The sequence below is a fragment of the Akkermansia sp. UBA7090 genome, assembly GCF_002493465.1.
In the GTDB taxonomy this organism is placed as follows: Bacteria; Verrucomicrobiota; Verrucomicrobiia; order Verrucomicrobiales; family Akkermansiaceae; genus Akkermansia; species Akkermansia muciniphila_A.
Window position 1 is genome coordinate 1 of the sequence record NZ_DKYW01000007.1, and the last position, 14,551, is coordinate 14,551.

Here is a 14,551-nt window from a genome sequence, read left to right on the forward strand (position 1 = left end):
GCAAGGAGTGCGTGGATTGAAACGTAGAGTGGCGTATCTTTTCAAGGGGGGGGGGGAGTCGCACTCCGCAAGGAGTGCGTGGATTGAAACAATGTAGGCAAACCGTTTCGCCCCTTCATAATAGGTCGCACTCCGCAAGGAGTGCGTGGATTGAAACCGCATGTTGGCGGCGGGCGAAGGCGCGGAAATCTGTCGCACTCCGCAAGGAGTGCGTGGATTGAAACCAGTTGAACGCGGAATCCGTAGTCGTTCGGCTCCGTCGCACTCCGCAAGGAGTGCGTGGATTGAAACTTCGGCGCTTGGCATCCTATTAACTATTCGCTTTTGTCGCACTCCGCAAGGAGTGCGTGGATTGAAACCGGCCCCTGGTGCCAGGCGAGAACGACCTGGCAAAGTCGCACTCCGCAAGGAGTGCGTGGATTGAAACCGGCATCCACCGGAGCGTGGCAATCATCCAGCACGTCGCACTCCGCAAGGAGTGCGTGGATTGAAACCAAAGTAGCCGAAGCTTTTAACGCCGCCATCAGCGTCGCACTCCGCAAGGAGTGCGTGGATTGAAACTCTACGTGCTGTGCCGGGAAGTCACGATCCCGCCGTCGCACTCCGCAAGGAGTGCGTGGATTGAAACATGATTTCTTGTTGATTAGTATGATATTAAGATAGTCGCACTCCGCAAGGAGTGCGTGGATTGAAACCGCAAAGCATGCGGTCCCTGGCATGGCCGCTGATGTCGCACTCCGCAAGGAGTGCGTGGATTGAAACCTTACGACGGCACGATTTCCTTTGTCGCGCTGGGGTCGCACTCCGCAAGGAGTGCGTGGATTGAAACTTTTGTAGCACGGATGCGCGCCCCTTTCAAGAAGTCGCACTCCGCAAGGAGTGCGTGGATTGAAACAGTCTCCATGAACCATTAAACTACAGCCGCAGGAAGTCGCACTCCGCAAGGAGTGCGTGGATTGAAACCGGGTCCAGCCGGAGGCCGATTTTTCCGGGATAGGGTCGCACTCCGCAAGGAGTGCGTGGATTGAAACACCGACGTTACAGCTAAAATAACACCCTTAACAGGTCGCACTCCGCAAGGAGTGCGTGGATTGAAACTTGTTGAACGGATATGAGCTTAGCAGGGGAAATAGTCGCACTCCGCAAGGAGTGCGTGGATTGAAACATTCTTTACGTCCTGAAAAGAATTCTTGCCGTTGGTCGCACTCCGCAAGGAGTGCGTGGATTGAAACATCACCCGTGCGGTTCTGAAAAATCCCGCTCTCAAGTCGCACTCCGCAAGGAGTGCGTGGATTGAAACATGGTTATTTTATTCATAGATTTCTTTGTCCCAGGGTCGCACTCCGCAAGGAGTGCGTGGATTGAAACCACCAGGTCAGCACGCCTGACGGGAGATTGCCTAAGTCGCACTCCGCAAGGAGTGCGTGGATTGAAACTTGGGATTGGAGCGGCGTTTCTCACGTCCCGTTCTGTCGCACTCCGCAAGGAGTGCGTGGATTGAAACCATCCCATCCGCGGCTATCGACCAGATATGGAACAGTCGCACTCCGCAAGGAGTGCGTGGATTGAAACCGAAACGCTTTGCGCGTCAATGGAAGTCTGCCCAGTCGCACTCCGCAAGGAGTGCGTGGATTGAAACTGGCTGTTCAGCACGCCGCCCGCGGACGATACGGTCGCACTCCGCAAGGAGTGCGTGGATTGAAACGGCGTGGCGGACAACCTGGAAGATGACCAGGAAGGTCGCACTCCGTAAGGAGTGCGTGGATTGAAACCGGGGAGAGGGGAAGCAGCTCCAGCGTGACCCGTGTCGCACTCTGCAAGGAATGCGTGGATTGAAACCTGAATGGTGATTGTTATTTGCGGTTTTCCGCCCGTCGCACTCCTTGCGGAGTGTATAAAGAGGACGACGATGCGGTAGGCTGGGGCGGCCTGTTGTCCTCTTGCAAGGGGATGGCAACAATGTTGCAGACATAGCACAGGGGTGGTGGTTAAGGGCGTTTTCCTGTAATGCTTGATAATTTTTCTATAAAGTATTGGTACGTTCCGACTCTTTAAAGAACTCCATTTTTCAAAAAATTTTTCAGGATTGTTGGAGCTGGAAGGCTTGTCAGTTGATTCCTCTATTTATTTTTCAGAAAGAGGGTGCTGATGCAGGTTGAGCTCCGCAGGAGGAATGGCCTGGAGCAGGGCCAGGACGGGGTCCTGCTCCGCGCCTCCCGTTTCCCGCTGGCGGTTGAATTCCTCCTCTTCCTGCTGAAGGGCCGCCAGTTTGGTGTCTTCCACCAGCGCCTTGAATTTGTCCGCCTGGGAGTATTCTCCGTCCTCGTCCCGGAAAACGCGGGCCAGCCAGCGGCGTTTTTCTTCCGTACTGAGCAGGGGATTGTTCATTTGCCGGGGAATGTGTTTTTGTCCAGCAAGTTTCCGGCAAGCTGCTCTCCATCTGCAGTGGGCCGGTAAACATAAGGGCGGCCTTCTCCAATACGGTTGACGTATCCCTGCGCAATGAGATCCTGCAGGATATTGGTAACGGTATTAGGGTGCAGGCGTGTGGCTTCCGTAATAGTGCTGTGGCGCCTGTACCCGGCAATGACGGCCAGGATGACCTGGGCACTGCTGAGGCGGAAGTCCAACCTGCGGACGTTGGCGGCAAATATCTGTATGAAATCCAGGGCTTTCATGAGCATGTATTCACAACTTATTGTTATGTTGTTTGCTTATTATTCTCATGTTATTCACATTCTTCCGGACAAGAGGGAGATTTGATTTTTCTCAGCAGATCCAGCAGCGGGTGGGAATCATTGGAAAAGCACTGCACCGCATTGACGGTTGCCGCCTGCGGAAGAATGATTTTATGGAATTCCTGGTTAAGATTCTGGCGCAGGCTTTGGTTGCCCGTCAGGGGCATGGCCAGTTTTTCCGCCAGCCGGGTAGCCAGCGCGTCCATGAAGAGGGGATCGAATTGATCGGCGTCTTCAATATCGGCAATGTAGCTTAGGGGCAGCGGGGCGCAGGAAGCGTGAATGCGGCGTCCCTGCATTTTCCATTCCGAGCATTCCACATCCAGCACGCGCAGGCAGTCTGCCGGCAGGGTGAATTGATAGGGAGTCAGGGAATTGGGCGCCTGTGCGGAAACGGAGTCCAGCGTGGTTTGCGTAGCGGCGAAGGTCCAGCGCGCCATGCAGAGAGTTTCCCTGCGGGCCGGATGGTAATGAAGAACGCAAAGGCGGGATGCCGTGGATTCATTGGCAATCAGCGCGTCCAGAGGTGCCTCCCCTATTTTTGAGAGGGCCGCGTTGCAGATGTCCAGCGCGGATGGAGTATCCGGCTGAAGTAAGGATTCATTGATCATAGCGCCCTATGTTTTGGAGGAAACGGATGCGGAATGCATCACGTTTGGTGGCGCCCTCTTTAATGCCACCAGTGGCATGTATGCGTCCGGTTTTTCCTCAGGTGCATTTTTTGCCGATTCGTTTATTTGATAAATGCAAGCACCTGCCCGGATTGCCTGGGCAGGTGGGGTAAGCGCCCTTTCCTTCCATGGGAAAAGAACGCTCCCGCCGCATGGATTGTCTGTGAGGCGGGCGTCCGTCATCCTCTGGAGCCTTTATCCGGCAGACGGGAAGGGGAATCAGTATCAACCATGAATAGAAAGCAAAAGAAATTATGGGATTCATGAAACCGTCCACTCCTTCCGCTTCTGCTCCGGAGCAGACCATCCCGGTCAAGGCGGAGAGCGTGGAACAAGAAGTAGGGGAAGATTATCAGGCCCGGGAACGGCAGAGGCAGGGAATGATTTCCACCATTCTCGCGCGCCGTCATTCTTCCGCCGGGCAGGGGGAGGTCAATCCGCGGACTCTGCTTAGGAAAACTCTGGGATAGGCGCTGCCATGGAAGAAAGAGTTGCGGAGTTGAATTCCGTGTACAAGTCCCTGGCCGCCCAGCGCGCGCCATGGGAGATGTGGTGGGACCGTCTGAGGGATTACGTGCTGCCTCGCCGCCTGAACCGGGAAGGGGAGGTTTCCCTGCCCAACAGGGACGCCATGGACCGCATGACGGATACTACTGCCGTGGAGGCGTGCCAGAAGCTGGCCAGCGGCCATATGTCCTATATTACGCCCAGCCATGACGTATGGTTCAAGTGGTCGGCTCCGGACGACCGGGGAGGCGACGAGGCGGAGGCCTGGTATAACCAGTGTTCGGAAATTGCCCTGAAAGAATTGTCCGTTTCCAATTTTTACACGGAGATCCATGAGTGTTTTCTGGACCGGGTGGCTTTGGGGACCGGAAGCCTGTTTACAGGCACTTCCTCAGACGGAAGGCTGTTGTTCACCAATATTCCGTGCGGCCAGTTCGCCTGTGCGGAGAATGCGGAAGGCCGGGTGGATACCTACGTCAGGGAGTTTGCCTACACGGCCCATCAGGCGCGCTCCATGTTCGGGGTGAAAGCTCTGGGGCCCAGGGCCCGGGAAGTTCTGGAACGCGGAGGCAATCCGTATGCCACGACTTTGAGGTTTCTGCATGTGGTGCGCCCGCGCACCCGGCGCAGCCGCCGCAGGGAGCAGGCTTCCCACATGCCGTTTGAAAGCGTTTACCTGTCTCTGGATGACCAGATGATCGTGGAGGAGGGGGGATACATGGAGTTCCCTTATCTGGTAACCCGCTTTTTGAAGTGGGGCAGCGGCCCGTACGGCCTGGCTCCCGGCAGGCTGGTGTTTCCCGCTATTCAGCAGGTGCAGTTCCTGAACCGTATTCTGGACACTCTTGGCGAGGTGGCCGCCTTTCCCCGTATTCTGGAGCTTGCCAACCAGATTGGGGAGGTGGATTTGCGGGCCGGCGGCAGGACCGTCATTACCCCGGAGGCCGCTTCCCTTCATCTTCCCCGGGAGTGGGCTACGCAGGGCAGGTATGATGTCGGGATGGACCGTCTGGCGCAAAAGCAGGATGCGATACGACGCGCCTATTATCTGCCCATGCTGGAGCTATGGAGCGGGCGCCACGGCAATATGACTGCCACGGAGGTCATGGCGCGGGAGAATGAGCGCGTCTTGATGTTTTCTCCTTCCTTCACGCTGTTTGTGAGTGATTTGTATTCCACAATGACACGCATTTTTTCACTGCTGTTCCGTATGGGCAAGTTTCCCAGGCCCCCCCGTGCGGTATTGAGGGAGGGGAGGGACGGCTCCGTTGCCGTGGGAGAACCCAGGGTTGTCTATCAGTCAAAGATTGCCCTGGTGCTCAGGCGTTTGCAGAGCGAAGGGATGGACCGCAGCCTTCAGCGGCTGAACATGATGATGCAGGCTGCCCCGGATTTGGCGGATCATGTGGACTGGGACCACTGTTTCCGCCTGTCCGCCCGGGTGGACGGAGCCCCGGAGAGCATGCTGAGGCCCTGGGCCGATGTCCGCGCCATGCGGAAGGAACGGGCGGACCTCCGGCAGGGAACCTCCCCGGCTCCGGCGGAAGAGGATCCTTACGCTTCCCTCAATCCTTTGCTTGACCAGTTAACCGCGATTCAAAAATGAACCAGGATACAACATTGCAGCAGGAGGCCTCCGTCCGGGAGGCCCGTCTCAAAAGGCGCCAGCTTCTCCGGGTGTTTGACACCCCGGACGGGCGTGAGGCGCTTTCCTTTCTGGAAGCCCGCTTCCAGACTGATTTGCCCGTTTTTCAAGGCAGTCCGGGGAATTACGACCCTCTGGACGCCATGAGGAGGGATGCCTACAGGGAGATATTTCTGTACATCCGCCGCCAGCTTCAATTAGCCATTAAAGAAACTACAGAAGAAGAAAAAAATGATTGATTCCACTAATAACAGCATGGCCGCTCCTTTCAGGGATGCGGAGGGTTCCGGGGCCGTTTCCCCGGAGACGGAAGCGTTGGCCGGAGCCGCGGTTCCAACTGAACCTTTTCCTCCCCTTCTGGGGGAGGACGGAGGTTTTGCTCCGGATTGGTACGCCCGGTTTGATGAGCTGAAAGGGATGGAGAAATCCCTTTCCAAGTTTAAGACGCCGGAGGCTCTGGCGAAGAGTTACGCGGAGCTGGAACGCCTGCGACGTTATCCCGGCGTGGAGAATGAAGAACAGATGGCGCGGTTCCGCCGGCTGGCCGGATTGCCGGAGTCGGAGGAAGAATACCGCTTGGAACGTCCAGAATCCACGCCGGAAAGCGAATGGAATGCCGACCTGGCAGAACGCATGGCCCGCACGGCCTATCGTTACGGAGTGCCGCCGGAGGCAATGAACGCTCTTCAGGAGACGATGGCGCAGGCATATGATGAGGCCCGCGAGCACATGGAAGATGCCCGGATGGAGATGGAAATGCAGGCGGAACAGTCCCTTCAGCAGGAATGGGGTTCCAATTATGAACGCAACATGGGCAGGGCTGCCGCCGTTCTCCGGCGGCTTGCTTCTGAAACAGGGGTGGATGCGGACGCTTTGCTGGATAATCCGGGACTCGGTTCCAATCCGGATGCAATCCGCCTGTTGTACCAGGCATCACGCCTGCTTGATGAAGCTCCTCTCCATCATACAGGAAATGCGGCACCTTCCCCCGCTCAGGAAGCCATGCGGATGGAATCGGATCCATCCCATCCTCTTTATGAGGCGTATATGAATGTGAATCATCCCAATCATAAATATGCCAATGAGTTATATGACCGTTTGACCACACGTTAATTTCCCGGACGCTTTAACCAGCGGAGTTTCATAATAAGAAGCAAGCCCGGCGGAGTATCTTCCGCCGGGCTTTTAATGGTCATTGTTTCATCAGGGAAGGAGGGGTAAGGGCTGGGGCCTTAGACTGCCTTCCTATCATTAGCGTCCCGGGAAGGGGCTTGTGTTCAAAAAAAGTTGGAAAAACATTTTCCCCGCATGGGAAACGCATGAGATGAAATATTCATCATATCGTTCACCGTAAGTGAGTAAAAATGTAGATATCTCCCGTATTTTCTCTTATTCTCGCAAATTGATCTTTTGCATTGAGCGTTTTTAGAAAGGAATGGGGGGGTTAAGGAGAATAATATTCGGTATATTGTACGTTGTTATTTATCATAAATGAATTACGATTTATCTGCACAATTTTTTACACAAAACGTCAACGCATTTTAGCGTTCCCCTAGTAAACGGACGGAATTCGCGGACAGGTAAAAACGCTGTAATCCTTTTGATATTCAATAGGTAGAATAAAAAAGACTGCCTCGCCGGAGGCAGTCTTTTTGTTGAAGGTGGTACGCGGTATAGGATTTGAACCTACGACCTCCACCATGTCAAGGTGTTGCTCTACCACTGAGCTAACCGCGCGTTTGTAAGTGCGGGCGGATTATTACCCGATTAAGGAGGAAAGAGCAATACTTTTTTTGAGGGCGCTTCGTTTTGTGAAGGGTGACGGAAGCGTTTCTTCGGTAAGAAGACGCTGATTTCTCTTCCTATACAAAGTATTTTTGCTAATCTGAAAAAAACGTTTTACCGAGTATGATGAACAGACATTTTATTTTCGCGTTGTGTACGGTGTTGGGATTCAGCGTTTCCGGCGTTTCCATGGCTCAAGGCGTTCCCGTGGACAAGGAAGCCGCCGCCAAGGCCGCCAAGGCGGCGAAAGTGAAATTCCGCTGGGGCAAGAGCCTGAAGAGCGCTCAGAAGCAGGCGGCGGAAACCGGCCTTCCTATTGTTCTTCTTTTCACGGGAACGTCCTGGTGCGGCTTTTGTATTAAGCTGGAGAAGGAAATACTTTCCAAAAAGGACTTCAAGCAAGGCATGGACGGCGTGGCTATCGGCGTCAAATTTGAATTCGGCAGTTCGGATTTCAGCAAATCCAAGGAAGCCAAGACGTATAAAATTACCGGCGTGCCGGTCATGGTGGTAGTGGATGCGGAAGGCAAGGAGCTGGGCCGCACAGGTTATGTTCCCGGCCGTACTCCCGCCCAGTACGTTGAATTCTTCAAGAAATACGCGCCCAAGGCTGCGGAAGCCAAGTAAGGCTGTTGTTCCGGAAAAATTTGATTAACAGGAGCGCCGGAAGAAAACCCGGCGCTCCTTTCTTGTGCCGGCAAAAGATACTGGCCATTTATTCGCTGTACTGTTTTCAAGGCTGCAGTCGTATAAAAGTTATGACAAAGCATATTGAATGAAGGCTTTCTGTATCAGGTCTCATCTGCATGCCTGAATTTACAAATGCATTTAGCGGATTAAAGGAAAACCGGAAACTCACTCATGGCGAATTGGTGAGGGCCATCCGGTTCATGATCGCAGCGGAATATGAAGCCATCCAGCTTTATACCCAGCTTGCAGAATCCATAGACCATAAACTGGCCCAGGAAGTCCTGCTGGATATTTCCAATGAGGAAAAGGAACACGCGGGCGAATTTCTCCGCCTCCTCCAGGTGCTGGCCCCGGACGAACAGGGCTTTTATGACGAGGGGATGGGTGAAACCAATGAAAAGATTGACAAGTTGAAGGCGTCCTGTCCGGACGGCGCATGCAACAGTTCCGCCGCCCATTGACGGCGCCTTCCGTCTGTAGTTAAAGCGCCCGGTTTCCCTGTAAAGGGGGCCGGGCGTTTTCATGACGCCGGGCTTTTGCTTCCAGCTCGGCCGCGTGGCGGGCGCAGAAGGCAATGCAGCGTTCACAGGGGCGGGAGGCGTAATAAGCTGCCGTTCTTTCTCCGGGGCGCGCCGTTTCCGCAGCCAGGCGCTCCGGGGACAGCCCCAGCAGTTCCCGGCAGTAAAGCGTGCCGAATTCCTGTTTAAAGGAGGCGGCCAGGGATTGAACCAGAGAAAAGATTTTCTCCTTTTCTCCGGTTTCTGGGGAACTGTTTCCGTACAGGCTCCCTGCCAGCATGCTCAGTCCGCAAAAAGCGCCGCATACTTCCCGCATGCGTCCAATGCCTGCCCCCAGGGGGGAGGACAATTTCAGGGCCGTTTCTTCCGTCAGTCCGCAGACATCTGCAAAAGCGGCAAAGACAGATTGGGAACAATTATATCCCTGGTGGAAATAATCCAGAGCCCGGGCAGTCCGGTCTTCCTTGGAAGGGAGCATAGGAAAAAGGGGGGGGTTTACTGCTCTTTTTCTGCGGGCGTGTCCGCTGCGGCTTTTTCCAGCTTGTTGCGGTCCGTCAGACGAAGCATGAGTATGTAGCAGACGGCCAGCACCAGCACGGCCAGAATAAGGGGAAGGCTTTCGCTCTTGACGGTGCGGATCAGCTCCTCCGGAGATTTGAGCAGTTCCGGATGCCGTTCCCCGATGCGGTGCCCGTACCAGGCGAGCACCGTGCACCAGGCAACCGAGCCGAGCACGGTGACCAGGGAGAAAATGCCGAAGCCCATGCGGACAATGCCGGCGGGAATGGAAATGAGATGGCGGATGACGGGCAGAAGGCGGGCGAAGAAGACGCCGGAAACTTCGTACCGCTGAAGGAAGATTTCCGCCTTTTCTACCTTGTGGGGCGGCATGAAAAAGAATTTGCCCCAGCGCATGACGACCGGGCGGCCCACGGTCCGGGCCACGGCGTAGGTAATGGCGGAACCCAGCCAGGAGCCGAACGTTCCGGCGGCCACTACCCCCCAGAAGCTCATGGATGCTCCTGCCTGGGCGGACAGGATGGCCGCGGGCGGGATGACCACTTCGCTGGGGACGGGGAAGATGGAACTTTCCATGGCCATCAGGACAATGACGCCCGCATATCCCCAGTCCTGCACCCAGGACATCCAAAGTGAGATCAACTCATGCATAACGGCGCGTATCTTGCATCAAAATCCTTGAAAGGAAAGTCTTTTATTGCGTCCCGGGAACGGGGCTGGTAGGATAAGAAAGCATCCGGCGCGCGCCGTTGCAGAAAATGATGAAGCTTTATATCATAGCAGGCGAAAAGAGCGGGGACATTCATGGTTCCCTGTTGTTGAAAAATCTGTTGCGCCTGATGCCCGGCATGGAGGTCGCGGGGCTGGGAGGCCATGGCATGCACGCGTTATGCCCCGGCGTGGAGGACTGGGCGGATGAAGCCGCCGTTATCGGCGTGGTGGAGGTGCTCAAAAAATACGGATGGTTCAGAAGGCGTTTTCTCTCCATTCTGGAGAGGATACGGCAGGACCAGCCGGATTGCCTGGTTTTGATTGATTATCCGGGGTTTAACCTGCGGCTGGCGGAGAGGGTCCGCAAGTGCTGCCCCCGCACCAAAATCGTTTATTTTATTTCCCCGCAGGTTTGGGCATGGCACCGTGGGCGCATTCCCAAGATGGTGCGCATGCTGGACTTGATGATGTGCATCTTCCCCTTTGAGGCCCCCTTGTTTCAGGAAGCCGGCCTGAGAACGGAGTTTGTGGGGCATCCCCTGGTGGATGAAATTGCCTCCATCCGTAAGGAGGGCGTCCGGGAGCCGTCACTGGTCGGTCTGTTTCCCGGCAGCCGGAACCGTGAAATTGACAGGCATTTCCCGGTATTTATAGAGGTAGTGAGCCGTCTTTCCCGGGAACGGCCGGAACTGTCCTTTGAAACCGCCGCTTCCACGGAGGCTCTGGCGGAAAGAATGCGCGGCATGGCGCGGAAGGCCGGCATGCCGCCGGAGCTGTTCCACATTACGGTGGGGGGATATCATGAGCTGATGGACCGCGCCGCCGTGGGGGTGGTGGCTTCCGGCACCGCCACCATGGAGGCCGCCTTGCACCGCCTGCCGTACACGCTGGTGTACAAGGTTCCCCTGCTGACGTACTGGATGGCCCGCATGCTCATCCAGATACGCTTCATCGGCATGGTGAATATCCTGGCGCAGAAACCCGTGGTGAAGGAGCTGGTTCAGTTTGATTTTACGCCGGACAAGGTGATTGATGAAATAGAACGCCTGCTGGTTCCGGAAAACAGGGACGCCCTGCTGGAGGAAATGAAACAGGCCTCCGACAAACTGGGGCAGGGAGGGGCGGCGGAACATGCGGCCCAGGCCGTCTGCCGCCTGTTGAAGGAATAATTCAGGAGCTCCAATGATGCATTGGGGCCGGGAAAGCGCCGTTCCGGCCCTTGATGCGGAAAAATGGGGCAGGGGAAGAGAATTGGCCCTCCAATTTCGGAAACAGGTCATGTAACGCATTTTTGTCCGGCCGCCCCAGCCCTGAATTGTAGATATCCCGGCGCTGCCGTGATGCAGCAGGTAACGTCCCGGCAGCCGGGAAAAACTCTTGAGGGTGGTTGTTCCCCATGCCGGGAGGCCTTTGAAGTTCTTCCGCCGTCATGTTTGGCCATACGGAAAAAAGGAACTTCCGGCATGGAGACGTTTCCGTAGAAAAGAGAAGCGCCGGGCGAACCCGGCGCTTCTGGTGTGTTTTACATTGGCAGCAAGTATGTCGGCCAGGGATCAGACTACCCCCTGGTCGATCATGGAATCCGCCACTTTCACGAAGCCGGCGATGTTGGCGCCGGTGACGTAGTTGGTGAAGGATTTGTCGGAGGAGTATTCCTGGGCGTGGGCCACGGCATTTGCGTGGATGTTGGCCATGATGGTCTTCAATTTGTGGTCCACTTCCTCACGCGTCCAGGAGAGACGCTGGCTGTTCTGGGACATTTCCAGCCCGGAGGTGGCCACCCCGCCGGCGTTGGCGGCCTTGGCCGGCCCGTACAGGATCTTGGCGGCCAGGTAGGTTTCAATGCCTTCCAGATCCGTAGGCATGTTGGCGCCTTCCGCCACCAGGGTGCAGCCGTTCTTGATGAGGGTGCGGGCGTCTTCCCCGTTGATTTCATTCTGCGTGGCGGAGGGGAAGGCGCAGTCGCACGGAACGCTCCAGGGGCGCTGGCCTTCAAAGTACTGGGCCTTCGGGAACTGCTTCACGTATTCCGCGATGCGTCCGCGGCGCTTGTTCTTGAGTTCCATGACCCAGGCCAGTTTTTCCGGAGAGATGCCGTCCGGATCGTAAACATAGCCGTTGGAGTCGGACATCGTGACCGCCTTCGCGCCCAGTTCGTTAAGTTTTTCCACCGTGTACTGGGCTACATTGCCGGAACCGGATACCAGGCAGACCTTGCCCTGCAAGTCGTCGTTGCGGGTGGCAAGCATGTTCTGGGCGAAGTACACGCAGCCGTAGCCGGTGGCTTCCGGACGGATGAGGGAACCGCCCCAGTTCAGGCTCTTGCCGGTGAGAACGCCGGTGAATTCGTTGCGGATTCTCTTGTACTGTCCGAACAGGTAGCCGATTTCGCGGCCGCCCACGCCGATGTCCCCCGCGGGAACGTCCGTATCCGCGCCGATGTGGCGCTGAAGCTCCGTCATGAAGCTCTGGCAGAAGCGCATCACTTCATTATCGCTCTTGCCCTTGGGGTCGAAGTCGGAACCGCCCTTGCCGCCGCCCATGGGGAGGGTGGTGAGGGAGTTTTTGAAAACCTGTTCAAAACCCAGGAACTTCAGGATGCCGAGATTGACGCTGGGGTGGAAGCGGAGACCGCCCTTGTACGGCCCGATGGCGCTGTTGAATTCCACACGGTACCCGCGGTTCACCTGAACCTTGCCCTGGTCATCGATCCACGGCACGCGGAACAGGATGGTTCTTTCCGGTTCCACGATCCGTTCCAGAATCGCGTGGTCTTCATACTTGGAATTCGCGGCCAAAACCGGTTCAATCGTGCTGAGCACTTCCTGAACGGCCTGGATGAATTCTTTTTCGTGGCTATGCTTGGCCTTGACCAAGTCGAGCACGCGCTGGGAATATGTCTGTGCCATCTTTTCTGTTGTTGTATTTGGGTTGACGCTTCACGCGCAGTGTTGCGCATGCGCTTTCCGTTTATCATTCCGTAGAGCGGGCTGGCAATTATTTTTTTTCTGACGGTCTTTAGGGGTCAGCAGGAAAATAGAAAATATGTTCATATGTTGTGATTTGTAAACTGACCCCATTTCCGCCGACTGACGCCTTTCCGCATTACGTGTTCCGGATGCTGAAACACGGAGTTTGTCCTCGGTTATTCGGGTTCCTGTTTCCGCGGGGCGGATTTTGAATATGGTTTGGATAAAGAACGAATGAAAAAGAAGAAGTAGTCAAAAACCGCCAAGGCGACAGATATGGAATTTTGCCTACAACAGGCTAACCCTGGTCAAGTGGACGGGGAAGGCCACGGCGGAGGTTCTTGTTTCCCTCATTGGGAGGGGGGGGGAAGCCGGGATTGCCGCCATGGCGTTTTCCGTAGTTTCGGGACCGGCTGCGGCATCCTAGGAATTGCTTGGGCTGGCCTGCATGATGATGTGCCGGAGAAGGGGGCGCGCCTTGATTGCTTCCCGCTGTTTCTTCCTGCCGCGGATCAACGGTTTCATGCCAGCCGGGTTCTTGTGGCAGGAGGAAGTTTTTTCCAGGTTTATTCCGTGGGAGAAATGGCGGTCAGGAGCTCAGGCGCTCGATCCATGCCCGCGTTTTCAAATCCGTTTCCGCCATTTTTTTTGCCCGGTGGAGCAAAGTTCCCATGGATTTGGGAATGCCCATGTGCAGCCGGTTGCTGATCCATGCATACGGTACCAGCGTGCTTTGCCTGACGGCCAGGGCGATGATGAGTTTGGACGGGTGGCTGTAGGGCGTGGCCAGCAGCTCCTCCTCCGACAGGCCGAATGCTTTCAGCCCGTTTTTGACGATGATTTCCGCCTGGTACTCCCCGATTTCCGACGCGCGCATCCCTGTCGTGACGGGCTTTCTGCGCGCCAGCCGGGGAAGTTCCCCCACCAGCCTGGCACGGAAGGCGCTGGAGCCGTAGCACCAGCCCCGTTGGACGGTGCCGGGGCCTACATGGCCGGCGGGCAGCAGGGAGCGTTCATCCATGCGTTCCGCTTCAAAACGGCCCATCAGATGGTTGAGGTACTTCTGGCGGCCGTCTTCCGTGTCGTCGCAGCCGAAGCAGACGAGGCCGCGTTCCGGATGAATCCATTTGGGCCTTTTGGCGGGAGAGTCCAGCCATGCGGGCAGGCTCGTCCATTTGCAGCCGGAAAGGAACGTGTGGCGGCGCGCCAGGCCGGACCGGGCCGGGTTCAGGTGGATGTAGTCAATGATGGTTGAAAAATAGTGGGCGTTATCCGCTTCCACCACCATGGCGTGGTATCTGCCCGCGAACAGATGCCCACGCATTCGGTGGCGCGCGTTAAAACGCTGGGTATAAGCGGTCTGGAGCCATTTCATGCCATCCACCAGATTGGCGCGCGCGGTTTGGAAAAGAATGTGGTAGTGATTGGCCATCAGGGCGTAGGCGTACACGGTCCATCCGCTTCTGCGGGACGCCTCCTGAAAAGTCCGCAGAAAAATTTCCCTGTCTTCGTCATCCAGGTAAATGGCGTCTCCGCGGTTGCCCTCGCTCTGCACGTGATAGACTGCTCCGGGGTATTCTATTCTCAGGGTGCGGCTCATGCCGGAAGCGTACCGGAAAAGGTCTGAAATGCAAGTTTGTTGTTATTTTTAACCTGACCCCTATTGTAAAAAAAGAGGAGGAAAAAAATGCGTTTTCCGGCTCGTCCGCGTTTTCCGGAGGAAGCAAATTTTGCCGGAGGGGCTCCGGGCAGAGGCCCTCGGAAGAAGCCGGATTCACTTTCCGCAATGGCGGCAGGG

Annotated in this window: 14 protein-coding genes, 1 tRNA gene and 1 CRISPR repeat array; of the genes, 7 read left to right on the forward strand and 8 right to left on the reverse strand. The window is 56.1% G+C overall.

Features of this window, described 5'->3' with window-relative positions; translation table 11 throughout:
- The first annotated feature begins 57 nt into the window (after positions 1 to 57).
- Positions 58 to 1,839: a CRISPR direct-repeat array (repeat unit 33 nt; unit sequence GTCGCACTCCGCAAGGAGTGCGTGGATTGAAAC).
- A gap of 285 nt (positions 1,840 to 2,124) precedes the next feature.
- The 3 genes from B3075_RS01725 to B3075_RS01735 are packed head-to-tail and all read right to left on the reverse strand — an operon-like array spanning position 2,125 to position 3,349.
- Entirely contained in the window at positions 2,125 to 2,388 is a 264-nt protein-coding gene (locus B3075_RS01725) for a hypothetical protein (RefSeq protein ID WP_290488179.1), read from the reverse strand.
- A complete protein-coding gene (locus B3075_RS01730; RefSeq protein ID WP_094137186.1) occupies positions 2,385 to 2,684 on the reverse strand; it encodes a BlaI/MecI/CopY family transcriptional regulator in 300 nt (99 codons plus the stop codon). The genes B3075_RS01725 and B3075_RS01730 overlap by 4 nt, the downstream gene beginning before the upstream one ends.
- A 44-nt stretch (positions 2,685 to 2,728) precedes the next feature.
- Positions 2,729 to 3,349, reverse strand: coding sequence for a hypothetical protein (locus tag B3075_RS01735; protein ID WP_290488180.1), 621 nt, complete (start codon positions 3,347 to 3,349; stop codon positions 2,729 to 2,731).
- A gap of 323 nt (positions 3,350 to 3,672) precedes the next feature.
- Here B3075_RS01735 and B3075_RS01740 point away from each other — a divergent pair, with 323 nt between their 5' ends.
- From B3075_RS01740 to B3075_RS01755, 4 genes are read left to right on the forward strand one after another with little or no spacing between them, the layout of a single operon-like run.
- Positions 3,673 to 3,879: a hypothetical protein gene (locus B3075_RS01740; protein WP_128153555.1), complete on the forward strand. Its 207-nt coding sequence runs from the start codon at positions 3,673 to 3,675 to the stop codon at positions 3,877 to 3,879.
- 8 nt (positions 3,880 to 3,887) lie between these two features.
- Positions 3,888 to 5,522: a portal protein gene (locus tag B3075_RS01745; RefSeq protein ID WP_290488181.1), complete on the forward strand. Its 1,635-nt coding sequence runs from the start codon at positions 3,888 to 3,890 to the stop codon at positions 5,520 to 5,522.
- On the forward strand, positions 5,519 to 5,800 hold the full coding sequence (locus B3075_RS01750; RefSeq protein ID WP_290488182.1) for a hypothetical protein: 282 nt from the start codon (positions 5,519 to 5,521) through the stop codon (positions 5,798 to 5,800). Before B3075_RS01745 ends, B3075_RS01750 begins: the two co-directional genes overlap by 4 nt.
- Positions 5,793 to 6,674, forward strand: a complete 882-nt coding sequence (locus B3075_RS01755) for a hypothetical protein (protein ID WP_290488183.1) — start codon at positions 5,793 to 5,795, stop codon at positions 6,672 to 6,674. The genes B3075_RS01750 and B3075_RS01755 overlap by 8 nt, the downstream gene beginning before the upstream one ends.
- 549 nt (positions 6,675 to 7,223) lie before the next feature.
- Here the strand turns inward: B3075_RS01755 and B3075_RS01760 are convergent.
- Positions 7,224 to 7,298: transfer RNA gene (locus tag B3075_RS01760), tRNA-Val, on the reverse strand.
- 171 nt (positions 7,299 to 7,469) lie between these two features.
- Between B3075_RS01760 and B3075_RS01765 the strand changes: the two genes are divergently transcribed.
- The gene (locus B3075_RS01765; protein ID WP_094137180.1) at positions 7,470 to 7,973 is read left to right on the forward strand and encodes a thioredoxin family protein; all 504 of its coding nucleotides are present in this window, start codon (positions 7,470 to 7,472) and stop codon (positions 7,971 to 7,973) included.
- A gap of 179 nt (positions 7,974 to 8,152) precedes the next feature.
- Positions 8,153 to 8,497: a ferritin family protein gene (locus B3075_RS01770; protein WP_094137179.1), complete on the forward strand. Its 345-nt coding sequence runs from the start codon at positions 8,153 to 8,155 to the stop codon at positions 8,495 to 8,497.
- Positions 8,498 to 8,516: 19 nt separating this feature from the next.
- On the opposite strand, the gene B3075_RS01775 is transcribed toward B3075_RS01770, so the two are convergent.
- Both B3075_RS01775 and B3075_RS01780 read right to left on the reverse strand, forming a co-directional pair.
- Positions 8,517 to 9,032 carry a C-GCAxxG-C-C family protein gene (locus tag B3075_RS01775; protein ID WP_290488184.1) on the reverse strand — a complete coding sequence of 172 codons (516 nt, stop codon included), beginning with the start codon at positions 9,030 to 9,032 and terminating at the stop codon, positions 8,517 to 8,519.
- A gap of 17 nt (positions 9,033 to 9,049) precedes the next feature.
- Positions 9,050 to 9,724, reverse strand: a complete 675-nt coding sequence (locus B3075_RS01780) for a DedA family protein (protein WP_290488185.1) — start codon at positions 9,722 to 9,724, stop codon at positions 9,050 to 9,052.
- 107 nt (positions 9,725 to 9,831) lie between these two features.
- Here B3075_RS01780 and lpxB point away from each other — a divergent pair, with 107 nt between their 5' ends.
- The gene (gene lpxB / locus B3075_RS01785) at positions 9,832 to 10,953 is read left to right on the forward strand and encodes a lipid-A-disaccharide synthase (RefSeq protein WP_290488186.1); all 1,122 of its coding nucleotides are present in this window, start codon (positions 9,832 to 9,834) and stop codon (positions 10,951 to 10,953) included.
- A 384-nt stretch (positions 10,954 to 11,337) separates the two neighbouring features.
- Here lpxB and gdhA read toward each other — a convergent pair whose 3' ends face one another.
- Positions 11,338 to 12,693, reverse strand: coding sequence for an NADP-specific glutamate dehydrogenase (gene gdhA / locus B3075_RS01790; RefSeq protein WP_094137174.1), 1,356 nt, complete (start codon positions 12,691 to 12,693; stop codon positions 11,338 to 11,340).
- A 649-nt stretch (positions 12,694 to 13,342) separates the two neighbouring features.
- Positions 13,343 to 14,353, reverse strand: a complete 1,011-nt coding sequence (locus B3075_RS01795) for a transposase (RefSeq protein WP_102737417.1) — start codon at positions 14,351 to 14,353, stop codon at positions 13,343 to 13,345.
- Positions 14,354 to 14,551 lie beyond the last annotated feature (198 nt).

What these genes read in the sequence shown, in the direction of transcription:
- B3075_RS01725 (WP_290488179.1), bottom strand. Translation starts at nt 2,388, where the DNA reads ATGAACAATCCCCTGCTCAGTACGGAAGAAAAACGCCGCTGGCTGGCC.
- B3075_RS01755 (WP_290488183.1), top strand. Translation starts at nt 5,793, where the DNA reads ATGATTGATTCCACTAATAACAGCATGGCCGCTCCTTTCAGGGATGCG.
- gdhA (WP_094137174.1), bottom strand. Translation starts at nt 12,693, where the DNA reads ATGGCACAGACATATTCCCAGCGCGTGCTCGACTTGGTCAAGGCCAAG.
- B3075_RS01770 (WP_094137179.1), top strand. Translation starts at nt 8,153, where the DNA reads ATGCCTGAATTTACAAATGCATTTAGCGGATTAAAGGAAAACCGGAAA.
- B3075_RS01735 (WP_290488180.1), bottom strand. Translation starts at nt 3,349, where the DNA reads ATGATCAATGAATCCTTACTTCAGCCGGATACTCCATCCGCGCTGGAC.
- B3075_RS01745 (WP_290488181.1), top strand. Translation starts at nt 3,888, where the DNA reads ATGGAAGAAAGAGTTGCGGAGTTGAATTCCGTGTACAAGTCCCTGGCC.
- B3075_RS01795 (WP_102737417.1), bottom strand. Translation starts at nt 14,353, where the DNA reads ATGAGCCGCACCCTGAGAATAGAATACCCCGGAGCAGTCTATCACGTG.
- B3075_RS01775 (WP_290488184.1), bottom strand. Translation starts at nt 9,032, where the DNA reads ATGCTCCCTTCCAAGGAAGACCGGACTGCCCGGGCTCTGGATTATTTC.
- B3075_RS01730 (WP_094137186.1), bottom strand. Translation starts at nt 2,684, where the DNA reads ATGCTCATGAAAGCCCTGGATTTCATACAGATATTTGCCGCCAACGTC.
- B3075_RS01765 (WP_094137180.1), top strand. Translation starts at nt 7,470, where the DNA reads ATGATGAACAGACATTTTATTTTCGCGTTGTGTACGGTGTTGGGATTC.
- lpxB (WP_290488186.1), top strand. Translation starts at nt 9,832, where the DNA reads ATGATGAAGCTTTATATCATAGCAGGCGAAAAGAGCGGGGACATTCAT.
- B3075_RS01740 (WP_128153555.1), top strand. Translation starts at nt 3,673, where the DNA reads ATGAAACCGTCCACTCCTTCCGCTTCTGCTCCGGAGCAGACCATCCCG.
- B3075_RS01780 (WP_290488185.1), bottom strand. Translation starts at nt 9,724, where the DNA reads ATGCATGAGTTGATCTCACTTTGGATGTCCTGGGTGCAGGACTGGGGA.
- B3075_RS01750 (WP_290488182.1), top strand. Translation starts at nt 5,519, where the DNA reads ATGAACCAGGATACAACATTGCAGCAGGAGGCCTCCGTCCGGGAGGCC.